The organism is Pelomonas nitida (assembly GCF_043555975.1).
In the GTDB taxonomy this organism is placed as follows: domain Bacteria; phylum Pseudomonadota; class Gammaproteobacteria; order Burkholderiales; family Burkholderiaceae_C; genus Pelomonas; species Pelomonas nitida.
The window spans coordinates 95,798-112,108 of record NZ_JBIGIA010000010.1; the positions used below are offsets into that span (position 1 = coordinate 95,798).

The 16,311-nt window shown below is 69.7% G+C and carries 14 protein-coding genes; 13 read left to right on the top strand and 1 reads right to left on the bottom strand.

Annotated features, from left to right (window positions below; all coding sequences use genetic code 11):
• Positions 1 to 77: 77 nt before the first annotated feature.
• The 3 genes from corA to ACG00X_RS14265 are packed head-to-tail and all read left to right on the top strand — an operon-like array spanning position 78 to position 4,392.
• Entirely contained in the window at positions 78 to 1,049 is a 972-nt protein-coding gene (corA, locus tag ACG00X_RS14255) for a magnesium/cobalt transporter CorA (protein ID WP_394488855.1), read from the top strand.
• On the top strand, positions 1,046 to 3,715 hold the full coding sequence (locus tag ACG00X_RS14260) for a DUF4118 domain-containing protein (RefSeq protein ID WP_394488856.1): 2,670 nt from the start codon (positions 1,046 to 1,048) through the stop codon (positions 3,713 to 3,715). Before corA ends, ACG00X_RS14260 begins: the two co-directional genes overlap by 4 nt.
• A gap of 17 nt (positions 3,716 to 3,732) precedes the next feature.
• Positions 3,733 to 4,392: a response regulator gene (locus tag ACG00X_RS14265; RefSeq protein WP_394488971.1), complete on the top strand. Its 660-nt coding sequence runs from the start codon at positions 3,733 to 3,735 to the stop codon at positions 4,390 to 4,392.
• Between the two features lie 4 nt (positions 4,393 to 4,396).
• On the opposite strand, the gene ACG00X_RS14270 is transcribed toward ACG00X_RS14265, so the two are convergent.
• Complete coding sequence (locus tag ACG00X_RS14270; RefSeq protein WP_394488857.1) at positions 4,397 to 5,122, bottom strand: type 1 glutamine amidotransferase; 726 nt, start codon at positions 5,120 to 5,122, stop codon at positions 4,397 to 4,399.
• A 125-nt stretch (positions 5,123 to 5,247) separates the two neighbouring features.
• On the opposite strand from ACG00X_RS14270, the gene ACG00X_RS14275 reads away from it, so the two are divergent.
• The 10 genes from ACG00X_RS14275 (at position 5,248) to ACG00X_RS14320 (ending at position 16,294) form a co-directional block, all read left to right on the top strand.
• Positions 5,248 to 5,457 carry a DUF3820 family protein gene (locus ACG00X_RS14275; RefSeq protein ID WP_394488858.1) on the top strand — a complete coding sequence of 70 codons (210 nt, stop codon included), beginning with the start codon at positions 5,248 to 5,250 and terminating at the stop codon, positions 5,455 to 5,457.
• Positions 5,454 to 6,146, top strand: a complete 693-nt coding sequence (locus ACG00X_RS14280; protein WP_394488859.1) for a phosphodiester glycosidase family protein — start codon at positions 5,454 to 5,456, stop codon at positions 6,144 to 6,146. Before ACG00X_RS14275 ends, ACG00X_RS14280 begins: the two co-directional genes overlap by 4 nt.
• Positions 6,147 to 6,224: 78 nt before the next feature.
• Positions 6,225 to 7,217, top strand: coding sequence for an RNA polymerase sigma factor SigJ (sigJ, locus tag ACG00X_RS14285; protein WP_394488860.1), 993 nt, complete (start codon positions 6,225 to 6,227; stop codon positions 7,215 to 7,217).
• Entirely contained in the window at positions 7,214 to 7,693 is a 480-nt protein-coding gene (locus ACG00X_RS14290) for a carboxymuconolactone decarboxylase family protein (RefSeq protein WP_394488861.1), read from the top strand. Before sigJ ends, ACG00X_RS14290 begins: the two co-directional genes overlap by 4 nt.
• A gap of 354 nt (positions 7,694 to 8,047) precedes the next feature.
• Positions 8,048 to 9,877 carry a thiamine pyrophosphate-binding protein gene (locus tag ACG00X_RS14295; protein WP_394488862.1) on the top strand — a complete coding sequence of 610 codons (1,830 nt, stop codon included), beginning with the start codon at positions 8,048 to 8,050 and terminating at the stop codon, positions 9,875 to 9,877.
• A complete protein-coding gene (locus ACG00X_RS14300) occupies positions 9,874 to 10,668 on the top strand; it encodes a citrate synthase family protein (protein ID WP_394488863.1) in 795 nt (264 codons plus the stop codon). The genes ACG00X_RS14295 and ACG00X_RS14300 overlap by 4 nt, the downstream gene beginning before the upstream one ends.
• Positions 10,665 to 11,468, top strand: a complete 804-nt coding sequence (locus tag ACG00X_RS14305) for a citrate synthase family protein (RefSeq protein ID WP_394488864.1) — start codon at positions 10,665 to 10,667, stop codon at positions 11,466 to 11,468. The genes ACG00X_RS14300 and ACG00X_RS14305 overlap by 4 nt, the downstream gene beginning before the upstream one ends.
• Before the next feature lie 96 nt (positions 11,469 to 11,564).
• Positions 11,565 to 13,586, top strand: a complete 2,022-nt coding sequence (locus ACG00X_RS14310; protein ID WP_394488865.1) for a TonB-dependent receptor plug domain-containing protein — start codon at positions 11,565 to 11,567, stop codon at positions 13,584 to 13,586.
• 79 nt (positions 13,587 to 13,665) lie between these two features.
• Positions 13,666 to 14,637: an ABC transporter substrate binding protein gene (locus ACG00X_RS14315; protein ID WP_394488866.1), complete on the top strand. Its 972-nt coding sequence runs from the start codon at positions 13,666 to 13,668 to the stop codon at positions 14,635 to 14,637.
• A gap of 73 nt (positions 14,638 to 14,710) precedes the next feature.
• Complete coding sequence (locus tag ACG00X_RS14320) at positions 14,711 to 16,294, top strand: ATP-binding protein (protein ID WP_394488867.1); 1,584 nt, start codon at positions 14,711 to 14,713, stop codon at positions 16,292 to 16,294.
• Positions 16,295 to 16,311: the final 17 nt, after the last annotated feature.

The following is a 16,311-nucleotide window of genomic DNA, read 5'->3' on the forward strand; positions in this document are numbered from 1 at the left end:
GGTGTTGGGGTGGCAGCAAAGACGCCGCGCTCGTGCGAGGATCAACCGATGTTCCTCCCGCCCCACCTGACGCCCGCATGCTGATCAACAGTGCCGTTTACGACGATGGCCGCATGGTGGCCGAGCCCGCGCTGGACGCCGTGTCCGAGGCGCTGGAGGCCACGCAGACCGGTTTTGTCTGGATCGCGCTGCGCGACCCCACCGATGATGAGTTGTACCGGCTGCAGCACGAGCTGGCGCTGCCGCCCCTGGCCGTGGAAGACGCCCGCAAGGGCGAACAGCGGCCCAAGCTGGAGGAATACGGCGACATGCTGTTCGCCACCATGCATCTGCTGGAGCAGGGCCCCGAGGGCCTGGAGGTGGGCGAGGTGCACGTGTTTGTCGGCGCACGCTTCATCGTGTCGGTGCGGCTTCGCAGCGCGCAGGGGTTTCTGGGCGTGCGCGACCGTGCCGAGCGCGAGCCCGAACTGCTGCGGCAGGGGCCGGGCTTTGTGTTCTACGCGTTGATGGATGCCGTCGTGGACCGCTATTTCCCGCTCATCGACGCCATCGAGGCGGAGCTGGAGCAGCTGGAGGCCACCATGTTCCAGCCGCGCCCCGACCGGCAGGACGTGGTGCAGCGCCTGTTCGGCCTGAAGCAGCGCCTGGCCACGTTGCGCCACGCCGTGACGCCGGCGCTGGAGGTGGCGTCCAAGCTGCACGGTGGCCGCGTGCCGGCGGCCTGCAAGACGATGCAGGACTACTTCCGCGATGTGTATGACCACCTGGTGCGCATCCAGGCCAGCATCGATGCCGCACGTGAAACCATCATCGCCGCCACGCAGGTGAACCTGACGCTGGTCACCATCGACGAATCCCTCGTCACCAAGCGGCTGGCGGCCTGGGCGGCGATCTTCGCCGCGTCCACCGCGCTGGCCGGCATCTGGGGCATGAACTTCGAGGCCATGCCCGAGCTGAAGTGGGCCTATGGCTACCCGATGGCGCTGGGCGCGATCGTGCTCGTCAGCGGCGCGCTGTATTGGCGCTTCAAGCGCCTCAAGTGGTTGTGACCGACTCAAGACCCGATCCAGACGAACTGCTGGCCAAAGTCCAGCGCGACGAAGCGGCAGCCAAGCGTGGCCGGCTGAAGATCTTCTTCGGCGCCAATGCCGGCGTCGGCAAGACCTTCGCGATGCTGGCGGCCGCCCATGCGGCGCAGAGGCAGGGGCGCGGCCTGCGCGTCGGCGTGGTGGAGACGCACGGGCGGGCCGACACCGAGGCCATTGCCCGCGACCTGCCGCGCCTGCCACTGCGGGAGATCGCCCACCGCGGCCAGACGCTGCGCGAGTTCGACCTCGATGCGGCGCTGGCCTGGGGTGCGGCCGAGCCGGGCGGCGTGCTGCTGCTCGACGAGCTGGCGCACTCCAACGCGCCGGGCTCGCGGCATGCCAAGCGCTGGCAGGACGCGCAGGAGCTGCGCGAGGCCGGTGTGGAGGTGTGGGCGACGCTGAATGTGCAGCATCTGGAAAGCCTGAATGACGTCGTCGGGGGCATCACCGGCATCCGCGTCTGGGAGACGCTGCCCGACCAGGTGTTCGATGCGGCCGACGAGGTCGTCGTTGTCGATTTGCCGCCAGACGAGCTGCTGCAGCGGCTGAAGGAGGGCAAGGTCTACCTGCCCGCCCAGGCGGAGCGCGCCGCGCAGAACTTTTTCCGCAAGGGCAACCTGCTGGCGCTGCGCGAGCTGGCGCTGCGCCGCACGGCGGACCGCGTCGACGGCCAGATGCAGGCCTGGCGCCGCGAGCAGGGCGCTGGCGCGGTGTGGCCCAACCGCGAGTCGCTGCTGGCCTGTGTGGGCCCCGGCGGGCAGTGCGACAAGGTCGTGCGCAGCGCCGCGCGGCTGGCCCAGCAGCTGGGGCTGGAGTGGCATGCGGTGCATGTCGAGTCCGCCCAGTCGCTCGGTGATGCGGCGCGCCAGGGCGTGCAGCGCACGCTGGAGCTGGCCAAGAGCTTGGGCGCGCGCACGGCCGTGCTGTCGGCGCCCGAGGTGGCCGCAGCGCTGGTGGGTTATGCGCGCGAGCACAACCTGTCGCGCCTGGTCATCGGGCGGCGCGAGCGGGCCTGGCGCTGGCCAGGCCGGCCCTCGCTGGCCGAGTCGTTGAACCGCCTGGCCGACGACATGGACGTGCTGCAGGTCGCGCTGCCCATGGGGGCGCGTGAGCGCACGCCCCCCCCGCCGCGCGGTCTGCCGTCGCTGCGCGGCCATGCCGCCGCGCTCGTGGGTGTGGCGCTGACCAGCGCGCTCTCCTACGCGCTGCTGGGTTTCATGGCGCCCACCAATATCGCCATGCTCTTCCTGCTCAACGTGGTGGGCGTGGCGCTGCGCTTCGGCCGCGCGCCGGCGGCGATGGCCGCGCTGCTGGGCGTGGCGGCCTTTGACTTTTTCTTTGTCGAGCCGCGGCTGTCGTTCGCAGTGGGCGACGCGCAGTACATCGTCACCTTCGCCGTGCTGCTGCTGGTGGGCCTGGTCATCGGCCAGCTCGCCGCCGGCCTGCAGGCGCAGGCGCGGGCAGCGCGGGAGCGCGAGCGCCGCGTGCGCGGGCTGTATGCGATGTCGCGCGACCTGGGTGCGGCGCTGGTGCCGGAGCAGGTGGCGGAGATCGCGTCGCGCTTCCTGCAGGCGGAGTTCGGTGTGGCGTCGGCGGTGCTGGCGCCTCCGATAGGCGCCACGCCGGGCCGCGAGGTGCTGGCCGTGCTGCCCATGCAGGGCATGACCGGCGCGCAGCCGGACCTGGGTGTTGCGCAATGGGCCTTCGACCATGGCCAGGCGGCCGGGCAGGGCACCGACACGCTGCCCGCCAGCCCCTGCCTGATGCTGCCGCTGACCGCGCCGATGCGGCTGCGCGGCGTGCTGGCCGTGGAGGGCCGAGGGCGGCGCTGGTCGCCCGAGGAGCGCGAGCTGCTGGACACCTGTGCGGCGTTGCTGGCGATCTCGCTGGAGCGCATCCACTACATCGAGGTGGCGCAGCACAGCACGTTGCAGATGGAGTCGGAGCGGCTGCGCAACTCGCTGCTGACTGCGGTGTCGCATGACCTGCGCACGCCGCTGGCCGTGCTGGTGGGGCTGGCCGATGCGCTGAAGCTGACGCCGCTGAGCGATCAGCAGACCGACGTGGCGGACGCGATGCGCCGTTCGGCGCTGCGCATGAGCGCCCTGGTGGGCAACCTGCTGGACATGGCGCGGCTGCAGTCCGGCGCCGTGCAGCTGAACCGTCACTGGCTGCCGCTGCAGGAAGTGGTGGGCAGCGCGCTGGCGGGCATGGACGAGCTGCTGGCCGGCCGCGAGGTCAGCGTGGACCTGGCCGCAGACCTGCCGCTGGTGGAGCTGGACGCGGTGCTCATCGAGCGTGTGCTCGTCAACCTGTTGGAGAACGCCGTCAAGTACGGCGGCGGCGCCATCCGCATTGCCGCGCGCACGGCGGGGCGGCATGTGGAGATCGACGTGGCCGACAACGGCCCGGGCTTGCCCGTGGGCCGCGAGGAGAAGCTGTTCGACAAGTTCGAGCGCGGTGACCGCGAGAGCGCAACCCCCGGCGTCGGCCTGGGGCTGGCCATCTGCAAGGCCATCGTCGAGGCGCATGGTGGGCGTATCGGCGCCCACAATGCGGCGACCGGCGGCGCTTGCGTCCGCATCGAACTGCCGCTCGGTCAGCCCCCGAAGGAGAGAGCAGAGTGAGCGCCGCACGTGTGTTGATGATCGAGGACGAGCCGGAGATCCGGCGGTTCGTGCGCATGGCGCTGGAGAGCGAGGGCCTGGAGGTGTTCGAGGCGGCGACGTTGCAGCGCGGCCTCATCGACGCGGCCACGCGTCGGCCCGAGCTGGTGGTGCTGGACCTGGGCCTGCCCGACGGTGATGGGCTGGACTTCATCCGCGAGTTCCGCGGCTGGTCGCAGGCGCCGGTGCTGGTGCTGTCGGCCCGCGAGGGCGAGGAGCGCAAGGTGCAGGCGCTGGACGCCGGTGCCGACGACTATCTCGTCAAGCCCTTCGGTGTGGCCGAGCTGCTGGCTCGCGTGCGGGTGCAACTGCGCCGCCGGGGCGGCCAGGAGGCCGATCCCGTGCTGCGCTTCGGCGACATCGCCATGGACCGGGCGCTGCGCACGGTGAAGCGTGGTGACGAGGAGCTGCACCTCACGCCCATCGAATACCGGCTGCTGCAGGAGCTGGCCACCCAGCCCGGCCGCGTGCTGACGCACCAGCACCTGCTCAAGGCTGTCTGGGGGCCGGGTCATGCCGAGGACGTGCACTACGTGCGCGTGCACATGGCCAACCTGCGCAAGAAGCTGGAGGCGGATGCGAATCGGCCGCAGTGGCTGGTCACGGAAGCCGGCGTCGGCTATCGGCTCAAGACCTGACGCTTCAGACGGTGCCGGCCACGATGAACGGCGGGCGCGGCAGCGAAGCGCCCCAGCGGCGGTAGGCCTCGCGTGCATGGCGTTGCAGCTGCTGCGCGCGCTGCGGCAGGTCGCGCAGCAGCTCCTGCCAGCCTTGCACGGCCGGGCCGGGGTGTCTTTCGATTTCGGCGCGACCGCTCTCGCACCAGCGGCGCACGCCGTCCTCGGTGATCTCCATGTGGCACTGGAAACCCAGGTGCGGCCCGAGCCGGAAGCCCTTGTTCAGGCAATGCGTGCCGTACATGGTGCGGCGCGCCCCGGGCGGCAGCGCGAAGGTGTCGTAGTGCCAGTTGAAGACCTGCAGCTCCGTCGCGCCCAGGAACAGCTCGCGGGCATCGGGCGTGACCCAGACGCGGCTCCAGCCGATGTTGGGCCAGGCGTTGCGGCACACGCGGCCGCCCGCGGCCACGGCCAGCTGCTGGGCGCCGAAGCAGTGGCCCAGCACGGGCACGTCGTGCGCCAGCGCGTCGGCCAGCAGCCTGCGTTCGGCGTCTATCCACGACAGACGGTCGTGCACGCTGTGGTCGCTGCCCAGCACGACCAGACCGGCGAAGTCGCGGGCGTTGAGCGGCACGGCATCGCCCTGGTCGGGCCGCAGCACGCGCGTGCGCCATCCTTGCGCTTGAAGGCATTGCGCCAGGAAGTCGGGGCCCTGATGCGCTTCGTGTTGCAGGATGGCGATGGATCTCATGAGGGTCGGTCCGGGGCCGTTGCCCGGCGGTGTGGCGATGCCGCCAATCTAGGTTGCGGGCCATCAAGGGCGCGTCAAGAATCGCGGCCGGCGCCGCAAGAGTGCGTCAATGCCACACTGGCGCGATGAACCCGGATGATCTTTTGAAGCTCGTCACCACCGAGATGCCCTTTGGCAAGCACCAGGGCACGCTGCTGGCCGACCTGCCTGGCAACTACCTGGGCTGGTTCGCACGGGAGGGCTTTCCCAAGGGGCAGATCGGTCGCCTGCTGGCGTTGATGTACGAGCTGGACCACAACGACTTGCGCGGGCTGCTGCAGCCGCTGCGGCGATGAGGCGGCGGCTCGCGTTGCTGTTGCTGCTCGCCAGCCTTGGTTGCCGGGCAGCGGGCAACGACGGGTTCACCGTCGTGCGCGTGGACGCCGTGAAGCTGCGCCTGTTCTGGCAGGACGAGCATGGTCAGCCGCTGCGCCGCCTGGACCGGCTGGCGAGCTGGCTGTCGTCGCAGGGCCGCACGCTGAGCTTCGGCATGAATGCGGGCATGTACCACGCCGACGGCCGGCCCGTCGGGCTGCTGGTCGTGGAGGGGCGGGAGCTGTCGCCGCTGAACCTGGACGACGGGCAGGGCAACTTCTTCGTGAAGCCCAACGGCGTGTTCCTCGTCGATGCCCGCGGGGCGCGGGTCATCGACGCCGCTGACTACCCGGCGCAGCGCACCGGGGTGCGCCTGGCCACGCAGTCCGGCCCGTTGCTGCTCAAGGGCGGCGTCATCCACGCGGCGCTGCGGCCGACCTCGGCGTCGCGCTATGTGCGCAACGGCGTTTGCGCGTCGGGTGGCGAGGCGGTCTTCGTGATCAGCGAGCGGCCGGTCACGCTGCATGAGTTCGCCAGCTACCTGCGCGACGGGCTGGGCTGCCGTGACGCGCTCTACCTCGATGGCGCGGTGTCCAGCCTCTACGCGCCCGCGCTGGGGCGGCGCGATCGCTGGCACGACCTGGGGCCGCTGATCGCGGCCGTGGACTGACGTGATGCTCGGCGCTGGCGAATGTCACAAACGGCGGGGCTGCCTCGTCTGCCCGGGATGACACCCCACATGCCCTCGATGACCGACCCCCACGCCGCCAACGCCCGCGCCCACCGTTTCAGCCAGACGCATGCCGCCGGCCTGCGCGCGTTGGCCTACCGCATGTTGGGTTCGCGCGCCGAGGCCGAGGACATCGTGCAGGAGGCCTGGCTGCGCTGGGCCGGGGTGGACGAGGCGGGTGTCGATCACCAGGGCGCCTTCCTGTCGCGGCTGGTGACCAATCTGTGCCTGGACAAGCTGCGCTCCGCCGCGCACCAGCGCGAGCAGTACGTAGGCGTGTGGCTGCCCGAGCCCATGCTGGACGACGAGGCCATGCTCGGCTGGGCGCCCGGCCCCGAGACGCAGGCCGAGTTCGCGCAAGACGTGTCCATCGCCTTCATGCTGGCGCTGGAGCGGCTCTCGCCGTTGGAGCGTGCGGCGTTTCTGCTGCACGACGTCTTCGACCTCGACTACGACGAGATCGCGCGTCACCTGGACCGGGGCGAAGCGGCCTGCCGGCAGCTCATCAGCCGCGCCCGCAAGCACGTCAAGGCCGACTACGCGCGCCGCGAGGTGGCAAAGGACGAGGCCGAGCGGCTGGTGGGTGCCTTCATGGACGCCGTGCGCCGCCGCGACGTGACGGGCCTGGCCGCGTTGCTGGCGGAGGACGCCGTGCTGATGGCCGACGGCGGCGGCAAGGTCAGCGCCGTGCCGCGCCCCCTGCACGGCGGCGCCCTCATCGCGCGCACCTTCATCGGCTTCGCGCAGATGCCCAGCAGCGCCGCCTGGCGCCTGGTGCCGGCCACGGTGAACGGCCTGCCCGGTGTGCTCATCGTCGATGGCGAAGCCGGCGGCCACTTGGTGCAAACCGTGGCGCTGGCGCCCGCCGCTGCGGCGGGCCGGCTGGGCGCGCTCTACATCCAGCGCAACCCGGACAAACTGGCCGCCATCGCGTCACAAGTCGCAGGGCTCTCCCGTCTTGTTGCTGAGGCCGGCGTGTCCGCCGGCCCGCAACCAGGACCACCGACATGAGCCCGCATTCCGCCCGCCTCGACTACACCCGCCTCAGCGCCGAGCTGTTCAAGAAGTACCTCGACTTCAGCATGGCCTTCAAGATGGACGAGGCGCTGGCCGTGCTCGTCGACATCCGTGCGTCGCAGCTCAACGCCTGCGCGTTCTGTCTGGACATGCACATCAAGCAGGCCCGGCTGCGCGGCGAGCGCGAGCTGCGGCTTCACCACGTGGCCATCTGGCGGGAGTCGCCGCTGTTCGAACCCAAGGAACGCGCCGCGCTGGCCTGGGCGGAGGCGTTGACGCGGCTGGCGCCGGAAGGCATCACCGACGCCGCCTATGCCGCGGCGCGCGAGCAGTTCTCCGAGGCCGAGCTGTCCGACCTGACCTGGCGCGTGGCCGCCATCAACGGCTGGAACCGCCTGAACGTCGCCTTCCGCCAGGCGCCGGGGTCCAAGGATCAGATGTTCGGGCTCGACAAGGCCGGCTTGAACTGAGCTTGTTGCGCGACGTCGCATCGGGCTGGCCGCCGTCCGGTCGACGTGGAGGGGGCGGGTCTGCCACCGCTGGTGTGCCAGCGTTGTCGGCCCGCCGTCGTCTTTTTCACTATTTCTCGGCTTTGGCTGCGGACGTCCGCTGTATACAGTCTTGAACATCGAGAGATTGCTATTGGCATGCAGGCTCGGTGAGGCGTCGTGAACGGCGTTCGCCGCCGGGCATCCGGGGAAGCGTCGACGGGCAGATGGCCCGCGACCACATGCGGGTCCCACGTTGTGGGCCTTTCCATCCACCAGACGTCGTGATGGGCAGTCGGGCTGCTTGGGTTGCGTCGTCCTACGCCGGCATTCATCGTGGAACACAACACCCTCCTTGCTCCCGCCGTCGACCTCGCTCCCGAGCGAGCAGCGGATGTGGCGGATCTCATCGTCCTGGCGCTGGAGGCGTTAGGCGTGGACTATGTCTTCGGCGTGCCGGGCGGTGCCATCGAGCCGCTCTACAACGCCTTGGCGCGCAGCGGGCGCCGCGGCGGCCCGAAGGCCGTGGTGGCGCGCAACGAGCAGGGCGCCGCGTACATGGCCGATGGCTACGCGCGCGAGACCGGCAAGCTCGGCGTGTGCATCGCGACGTCGGGGCCGGGCGCCACGAATCTCATCACGGGCGTGGCTTGCGCGCACGACAACGGCGTGCCGCTGCTCGTCATCACCGGCCAGCCGCAGATCAGGAACTTCGGCCGGGGCGCCTTGCAGGAATCCAGCTGCACCGGGATCGACACGATGGCGATGTTCAGCGCCTGCACGCGCTACAACTCGCTGGTCTCGCACGCGGAGCAACTGCCGACCAAGCTGTTCAACGCCATCATGCAGGCGCGCCATGCGCCGGGCGGGCCCAGCCACCTGTCGATTCCGGTGGACATCCTGCGCCAGCCCTTGCCCGACGACCTGGAAATGCCGGACTTCACCGGCCTGCTGCGCAGCGTGCCGGCCTTGGTGGACCTGCCGGCCGTGCAGCAGCTCGCCACGCTGCTGCGCTCGGCGCGCCGGCCGGTCTGGGTGATCGGCGAAGGCTGTGGCGAGGCCATCAGCGAGCTCATGCAGATCGTGCAATGGGGCGACGGGCATTTCATCGCCACGCCGGACGGCAAGGGTCTCATCAACCCGCGGCACCTGCGCTTTCGTGGTGTGTTTGGCTTTGGCGGCCACGCCTGCGCGGCAGAGCTGCTGGCCGGCGAGCCTGACCTCATCGTGGCGCTCGGCACGAGTTTTGGCGAGCTCAACAGCGGTGGCTGGTCCAAGTCGCTGTTGAACAGCCGCCTCGTGCACGTGGACGACAGCGACGAGCGGCTGATGCGAACGCCGACGGCCAAACTGCATGTACGAGGGCACATCAAGACGATCTGCGAGCAACTCCTGGCCTTGCTGGCGCCGCCTGATGCGGCGCCCGCGGGGCAGTTGCTGCCGTTCCAGCACCCGCAGGCGTCGCGCAAGACACTGGAGTCCATGGTCGACAAGCCCGAGATGCTGAACCAGGACAGCGGCCCGGTGAAGCCGCAGCGGTTGCTGGCTGCGCTCGGCGACCGCTGCACGCCCCGCACGCGCTTCGTCGCCGATGCGGGCAGCAGTGCGGTCTGGGCCGTGCACTACCTGGCCCCGTGCGATCAGCGGGGCGGCCGCGCGCCGGGTGGCGCGGATGCGGCGATGGCGGGCAATCGTCGCCGTCGCGCGGCCTGCTGGTTGCGGGTGACGATGAACTTCGCGCCGATGGGCTGGGCCATCGGCTCGGCCGTGGGGATCGCGGCGGCCAATCGCCGCTGTCCGGTCGTGTGCCTGACCGGCGACGGCAGCTACCTGATGAACGGCCAGGAGATCACGGTCGCGGCGGAGCTGGGGCTGACCGTGCTGTACGTGGTGCTGAACGACAGCGCGCTGGGCATGGTCAAGCATGGCCAGCGCCTGGCCGGGGCCGAGCCCATCGGCTTCGAGCTGCCGAAGGTGGACTACGCCGCGATGGCCGTCGCCATGGGCATCCCGGGTCATGTCATCCACACGCCGCAGGACCTCGACGCGCTGGACTTCGACGCGCTGCAGTCGCGCAGCGGACCGACGTTGCTGGATGTGCGCATCGACGGCGAGGAGGTGCCGCCGATGAACCTGCGCATGAAGACGCTGGGTTCGGCGCGATGACCTCGTTGCAGACACGCATCTGGCACGAGGTGCCGGAGCCGGGCGATCCGTTCGCCGTGCGGGTAGCGCGCTGCCACGGTTACGACGTCTTTGGCGACATGCTGGGGCACTGCCGCTGGGTGGAGCTGCTGTTCTTGCTCTTCCGCGGCGAAGCGCCATCCAGCGGGCAGGCTGCGCTGCTCGAAGACCTGGCCGTGGCGCTGGCCAACCCGGGGCCGCGCGACCCGGCGGTTCATGCGGCGATGGCCAGCGCCACCGGCGGCGCGACGGCGGCCGCCGCGCTGATGGCGGCGCTGGCCGTGGGCGCCGGGCGGCAGGGTGGCGCGCGTGACGTCTTCGATGCCTTGACCGGCTGGGAGCGGTGCGGCCTTGACGTGCCCGCCTGGCAGGCCTGGATGCGATCGGCGGGCGAGCCGGCGCTGTCCATCTGGCCGGCGGCAGAGCGCCCCGCAGGGTTCGACGGCCAGGCGGTGCAAACGTCGGGCATCGTGCTGCGGACGCTGTCCGGGCTGTGCGTGCATGCACCGGCCGAGCGCCTGCGCTGGCTGGCCGCCCACCGCGGCGCGCTCGAAGCCGCAGCCGGCCGGCCGCTGGCCATGACGGGCGTGGCCGCTGCCGTGCTGGCCGACCTGGGCTTCGACGCGGAACAAGGCGAGATGCTGCATCTGCTGTTGCGCCTGCCCGGCGCGGCCGCCCATGCGCTGGAGCAGCGCGCGCTGGGCTACAAGCGCTTCCCGTTCCCGGCGGTGCAGCTCGAAGACGATCCGGGTCAGGCCGTGGGGGCCTCATGACGGACGTGTTGCACACGCGTGTGGGCGCGTGCTGGCCGGGCACGCGGGCGGTCTTTCGCGGCCATGACCTGCACCGCGACCTGGCCGACGTGGGCTGGATGGACCTCTACGTGTTCGGCATCACCGGGCGGCGCATGGCGCCGGCTGCGCTGCGGGTGCTGGAGGGCATCTGGACGCTGACCAGCTATCCGGACACGCGGCTGTGGAACAACCGTGTGGCCGCGCTGGCGGCGAATGCACGAAGCGCGTCGGTGCTCGGGCTGTCGGCCGGCATCGCGGCCACGGAGGCGGGGGTTTTTGGCGGTGGTCCGGGCCTGCAGGCCATCGACTTCTTCCTGCGGGCCGGCGAGCTGAACCGGCAGGGCCTGTCGGCCGAGACCATCGTCGAGCGCGAGCTGCAGACGCGGCGCATCCTGGGCTATGGGCGGCCGCTGAACTCCACCGATGAGCGCTTGCATCCATTGATGCGCTTGGTCGAGCGCGAAGGGCTGAACCAGGGCTTGCATTACCGGCTGGCGTTCGACGTCGAACAAGCCATGCTGCGCCGCAAACCCTTCCTGAAGATGAACTTTGCGGCGCTGACGGCGGCACTGGCGGCGGACCTCGGATTCACGGCCAGGCAATACCAGCTCTACAACATCCTGAAGACACTGGCCGGCATGCCACCCTGCATCCTGGAGGCCGCCGAGAAAGCCGAGGGCAGCCTGATGTCCAGGTCTTGTGTCGAGGTCATTTATGACGGAGTTGGTCCGCGCAATTGGGGAGATCGAGCCGGAAATGATGGGGTGCCCCAAGGATAATCAGGGCCTCGACGTCACCTCGACAGGTGAGCCATGTCACATGGTTGCGCAGGTGTTGCTGGTCTGGTCGCAGCCTGCGTGCTGGCATCGGCGTCAGTGCGTGCGCAGTCTGACGAGGAAGAGCTGGCGCAGGCCTATGGGGATCAGCGCTCGGTGAGCATCGCTGCCGGTAGCCGGCAGCCGCTGCGGCAGGCACCGGCGGTGGCCAGCGTCGTCACGGCCGAGATGATCCGCACGATGGGCGCCACCGATCTCGACGATGTGTTGCGGTCCATCGCGGGCCTGCACATCGCGCGGTCGGCCAACCAGTATTCACCGCAGTACGTCTTTCGCGGCATCTTCAGCCAGCTCACACCGCAGGTGCTGCTGCTGCAGAACGGTGTGCCCATGACGACGTCGTTCGCGGGCAACAAGGGCAATGTGTGGGCCGGCTACCCGGTCGAGCACATCGAGCGCATCGAGGTCATCCGTGGTCCGGGCTCGGCGCTCTACGGCGCGGATGCCTTCGCCGGGGTCATCAACATCCTGACCAAATCCGCGGCGGACACGCCTGGCACCCAGGTGGGTGTTCGGGCAGGCTCGTTCGACACGCGAGACGTGTGGGTGCAGCATGGCGGCAAGCTCGGTGGACTGGATGTGTCGGCCTATCTGCGGGTGGGCAGCACGGCTGGCGCCGACAGCGTGATCGAGAAAGACGCCGCACAGGCCGCCGCCACGCGTGCGCCGGGGCCGATCAACACGAGCCATGACGCCGTAGATGGCAACCTGGAGCTGGCGCGGGGCGCCTGGCGCGGCCATCTGGGCTACAAGTTGCGCAGCAATGTGGGCAGCGGGGCGGGCGTGTCCTCTGCGCTGGACCCGGTGGGCCGGGGCCGCAGCGAGCGGCTGCACGCCGATGTGTCCTGGACGGCGCCGCGTGTCGTCTCGGGCTGGGGCGGCGGCCTGCAGGCCAGCCTGCTGCGCTACAGCGAGACCACCAGCACGCCCTATGCGCTGCTGCCGGCGGGCACGGTGGTGGGCGCCGGCAATGTGTTCACGGATGGCCTGCTGGGCGCCCCTGGCAAATGGGATCGGCAGTTCCGGCTGTCCGCCTACGTCACCTACACGGGCTTCAGCGGGCACAGCCTGCGCGTCGGCCTGGGGCATGACGACCTGAATCTGTATCGCACCACCGAATCCAAGAACTTCCTGCCGGACTTCACGCGCATTGGCACGGGCAGCGCGGCCGACCTGACGGACTTCTCTGAAACGACGCTGAAGTACATGCTGCCTCAGCGGCGGCGCGTGGACCATGTCTACATCCAGGACGAGTGGCGCTTTCTGCCGGATTGGGCGCTGACGGCCGGCGTGCGCCGCGACGAGTACTCCGATTTCGGCAGCACCACCAACCCGCGGTTCGCGCTGGTGTGGAGCGCGGCCTACGATCTCACCGTCAAGCTTCTCTATGGCGAGGCGTTCCGTGCGCCGTCGTTCAACGAGCAGTACGGGATCAACAACCCCGTGCAGGGCGGCAATCCTGACGTGCAGCCAGAGACCATCCGGACCACCGAGGTGGCGCTGGGCTGGGTGCCGTCCAGGGAGCTTCAGTTCAGCCTGAGCCTCTTTCGCTACCAGATGCGCGACATCATCCGTGCCGTGGCGAACAACGCTCCTCCGCCCGCCAACCTGATCCAGAACCGCGGTGGCCAGGATGGGCATGGCGCCGAGCTGGAGTTCGCCTGGGACGCGATGCGTGGCTTGCGCCTGTCCGGCAACCTCGCGCTGCAGCGCTCGATGGACGATCGAACGGGTACGGACGCCGGCTATGCGCCGCATCGTCGGGCCTATCTGCAGGCCGACTGGGCCATGGTTCGAGGTGTCAGTGTGAGCGCTCAGCTCAACGACGTCGCAGGGCGATTGCGCCCGGTCATCGATTCGCGCCCACCGATCAGGGACTACACGACGCTCGACCTTGCGGCTCGCGCACGACTGGGCGGCACAGACCTGGAACTGACGTTGATGCTGCGCAACGTCTTCGGCGCCGACGCCCGGGAGCCCAGCCTTGCGCGAAGCGGGATCGTCAACGACTTGCCGGTCGCGCCACGTGCTGCCTTCGTGCAGTTGCAGTATCGCCACTGAGCAGTCACCGTCCGAAATGATGTTTAGCTTTGCATAATCCTTCTCATCTGTCTTGGCCCTGCTTTGCAGGCACATCGGCTTGACCGCTACCGGCCGTTCTTCCTCCGCAGCCCGCCGCGGCCTGATGCGCCAGGTGGTGGGTGGCGTCGTGGTGTTGACCTTCGGGCGCGCCGTGGCCAATCCAGGTCATCTGCTCGCCGTGGTCTATCCCGAACTCGCAGACCCGTTCCGGCAGGTCTTTGCTTCCATCCTCGACGGCATCGAGGACCGTCAGGGTGGCCCCGTCCCGCGATTCGCCGTCCCGGGCAATGCCAGCCCGGCGCAGATTGCGGACGACATCCGCAGGCGCGACCCGCAGGTGCTCATCGGGCTCGGCCGCAGCGGCATGCGGGTGGCCAGTGCCATGGCCGGCGAGATGGCGGTGCTGGTGGGGTGCGTCGTCTCGGTGCAGGAAGCCGAGGCGCGCGCCTTCCCTGTCCACACGCTGGCGCCCGATCCGGCGCTGATGCTCGGGCGGCTGCGTCGTCTACGGCCCGGCGTGCGACGCGTGCATCTGGTCTACGACCCCCAGGTGAACACCTGGCTCGTGAGATTGGCGCGTGAGGCCGCCAGGGCCGAGGGCCTCGAACTCCTTGCGCAGGAGGCGGGCGACACGGTCGACGCGCTGCGCATCTACACACAGGTGATGTCCGGCGCCGATGCAGTGCGCGATGCGTTGTGGTTGCCGCAAGACCCCACCACGGTCGACGAGAACGCGGTGCTCTCTCTCGTGCTCCGGGAGGGCTGGAACCGCAACGTCGCCGTCTTCTCCAGCCACCTGGCCCATGTCAAGCGCGGCGCTCTGTTCGCGCTTTACCCGGACAACCGCGAACTGGGGCGCTCGCTGGCGCTTGCCGCCCAGCGCCTGGTGGGGGTGCCGCGTGCGGCGCCCGCCGGTGTGCAGCCGTTGCGCCAGGCCTTGGCCGCCATCAACGTCCGGACTGCAGCGCATCTGGGGGTTGACGTCGCTGCGGTCCAACCCAGTTTCGATCTGGTCTATCCGACCACCTGAGATGTCGCGCCCGTCCCTTGACAACCCGGTCACGGTCAGCCTCCTGCCCGAGGATCTTGAGCCTGCGCCTGCGGTGACACTGCCCCGCTCCTGGCCGCTGCGGGTGTGTGCCCGCTGGTTGCGCGAGGCGTCGTTCCGCAGTCATCTCAGTCTCGTGGTGGCGCTCGGCACGCTGCTGCTGGCGGTGTTGATGGCCGCCGTCAACGCCTGGCAGGGCGGGCGCCAGGTGCGGGCCATGCTGCTGGACCAGGGCGGGCGTGTGGCGGCGAATCTGGCGTCCAACAGTTCGTTGGCCCTGATCTATGCGTCGGCCGGCAACGCCGAAGAGGCTGTTCGCGCGGCGCTTGCATTCCCGGATGTCATCGGCATTGAAATTCGCGATGCGACCGGCCAGTTGCTGCTGGGGCTCGGTGTCGTGCGTGATGCTCGTTCGTTGGTGCCGCCCAGGACGGCGGTCGACGGCCAGCCCTGGCTGGATGAAGAGACGCAGGAAAGCTGGTCCTTCGCGGCGCCGGTCTGGACGCGACCCGAGGTATCGCCCTTCGACGTCACGCTGCGGCCCGCTCAATTGCTGGGCCATGTGCGCATCACGCAAAGCAAGGCGACATTGCAACGAACGCAGGCGTCGCTCTTCATCGCCAACTTCAGCACGGCCTTACTGATGTCCGGCCTGTTCCTGGTTGTCGTCCGTTTCCTGGCCTTGCGCCTGACACGGCCGCTGTCGGCGTTGGCCATGGCGATGAAGAAGGTCGAGCGGGGCGACAGCAGCGCGCGTGCGCCGGTGGACGGGCCGCGTGATATCGCGGGCATGGCGCACACCTTCAACCGCATGATCGCCGCGCTGCAGGAGCGGGAGGCCGAGTTGGCTGCGCACCGCGACCACCTGGAGGAGCTGGTGCGGGCCCGGACGCAGGAACTCAGCGAGGCCAAGGAGCGCGCGGAGGTGGCCAGCCGCGCCAAGAGCCAGTTCCTGGCGCGCATGAGCCATGAACTGCGCACCCCGCTGAACGCTGTCCTCGGCTACGCGCAGATCCTCAAGCTGGACAACAGCCTCACGGCCAAGCAGCGCGCCGGCCTGGACATCATCCATGGCAGCGGCCAGCATCTGCTGACGCTGATCGTGGACATCCTCGATCTCTCCGCCATCGAGGCGGGCAAGGCGGAGCTGCGACTCGCGCCCGTGGACCTGACCGTGCGTCTGCACGCACTGGCCGATATCGTTCGCGTGATGGCCGTGGCCAAGCAGATCGGCCTGGAATTGCAACTGGACCCCGCGCTGCCGGCCCGCGTGCTGGCGGACGACAAGCGGCTGAGCCAGATCCTGTTGAATCTGCTGGGCAATGCCGTGAAGTTCACGCATGTGGGAGGCGTGACGCTGCGCGCCAGCCTGCTGACTTCCGTCGACGGGCTGGCCGGCCACGCGCTGCTGCGCTTCGAGGTGCTGGACACCGGCGTCGGCATCGACGAGAGCCAGGTCGAGCGGTTGTTCGAGCCCTTCGAGCAGGCCGGCACTGCCGAGCAGCGCGTGGGGGGCACGGGCCTCGGGCTGGCCATCAGCCGGCAACTCGTGCGGCTGATGGGCGGCGAGATCCGGCTGGAAAGCCGGTTGGGCGAGGGCAGCCGCTTCTGGTTCGACGTCAGCGTGCCGCTGGCCTGAAGGCTCCGGCGCGGGCT

What these genes read in the sequence shown, in the direction of transcription:
- corA (WP_394488855.1), top strand. Translation starts at nt 78, where the DNA reads ATGCTGATCAACAGTGCCGTTTACGACGATGGCCGCATGGTGGCCGAG.
- ACG00X_RS14270 (WP_394488857.1), bottom strand. Translation starts at nt 5,122, where the DNA reads ATGAGATCCATCGCCATCCTGCAACACGAAGCGCATCAGGGCCCCGAC.
- ACG00X_RS14265 (WP_394488971.1), top strand. Translation starts at nt 3,733, where the DNA reads ATGATCGAGGACGAGCCGGAGATCCGGCGGTTCGTGCGCATGGCGCTG.
- ACG00X_RS14305 (WP_394488864.1), top strand. Translation starts at nt 10,665, where the DNA reads ATGACGGACGTGTTGCACACGCGTGTGGGCGCGTGCTGGCCGGGCACG.
- ACG00X_RS14275 (WP_394488858.1), top strand. Translation starts at nt 5,248, where the DNA reads ATGAACCCGGATGATCTTTTGAAGCTCGTCACCACCGAGATGCCCTTT.
- ACG00X_RS14290 (WP_394488861.1), top strand. Translation starts at nt 7,214, where the DNA reads ATGAGCCCGCATTCCGCCCGCCTCGACTACACCCGCCTCAGCGCCGAG.
- sigJ (WP_394488860.1), top strand. Translation starts at nt 6,225, where the DNA reads ATGACCGACCCCCACGCCGCCAACGCCCGCGCCCACCGTTTCAGCCAG.
- ACG00X_RS14300 (WP_394488863.1), top strand. Translation starts at nt 9,874, where the DNA reads ATGACCTCGTTGCAGACACGCATCTGGCACGAGGTGCCGGAGCCGGGC.
- ACG00X_RS14280 (WP_394488859.1), top strand. Translation starts at nt 5,454, where the DNA reads ATGAGGCGGCGGCTCGCGTTGCTGTTGCTGCTCGCCAGCCTTGGTTGC.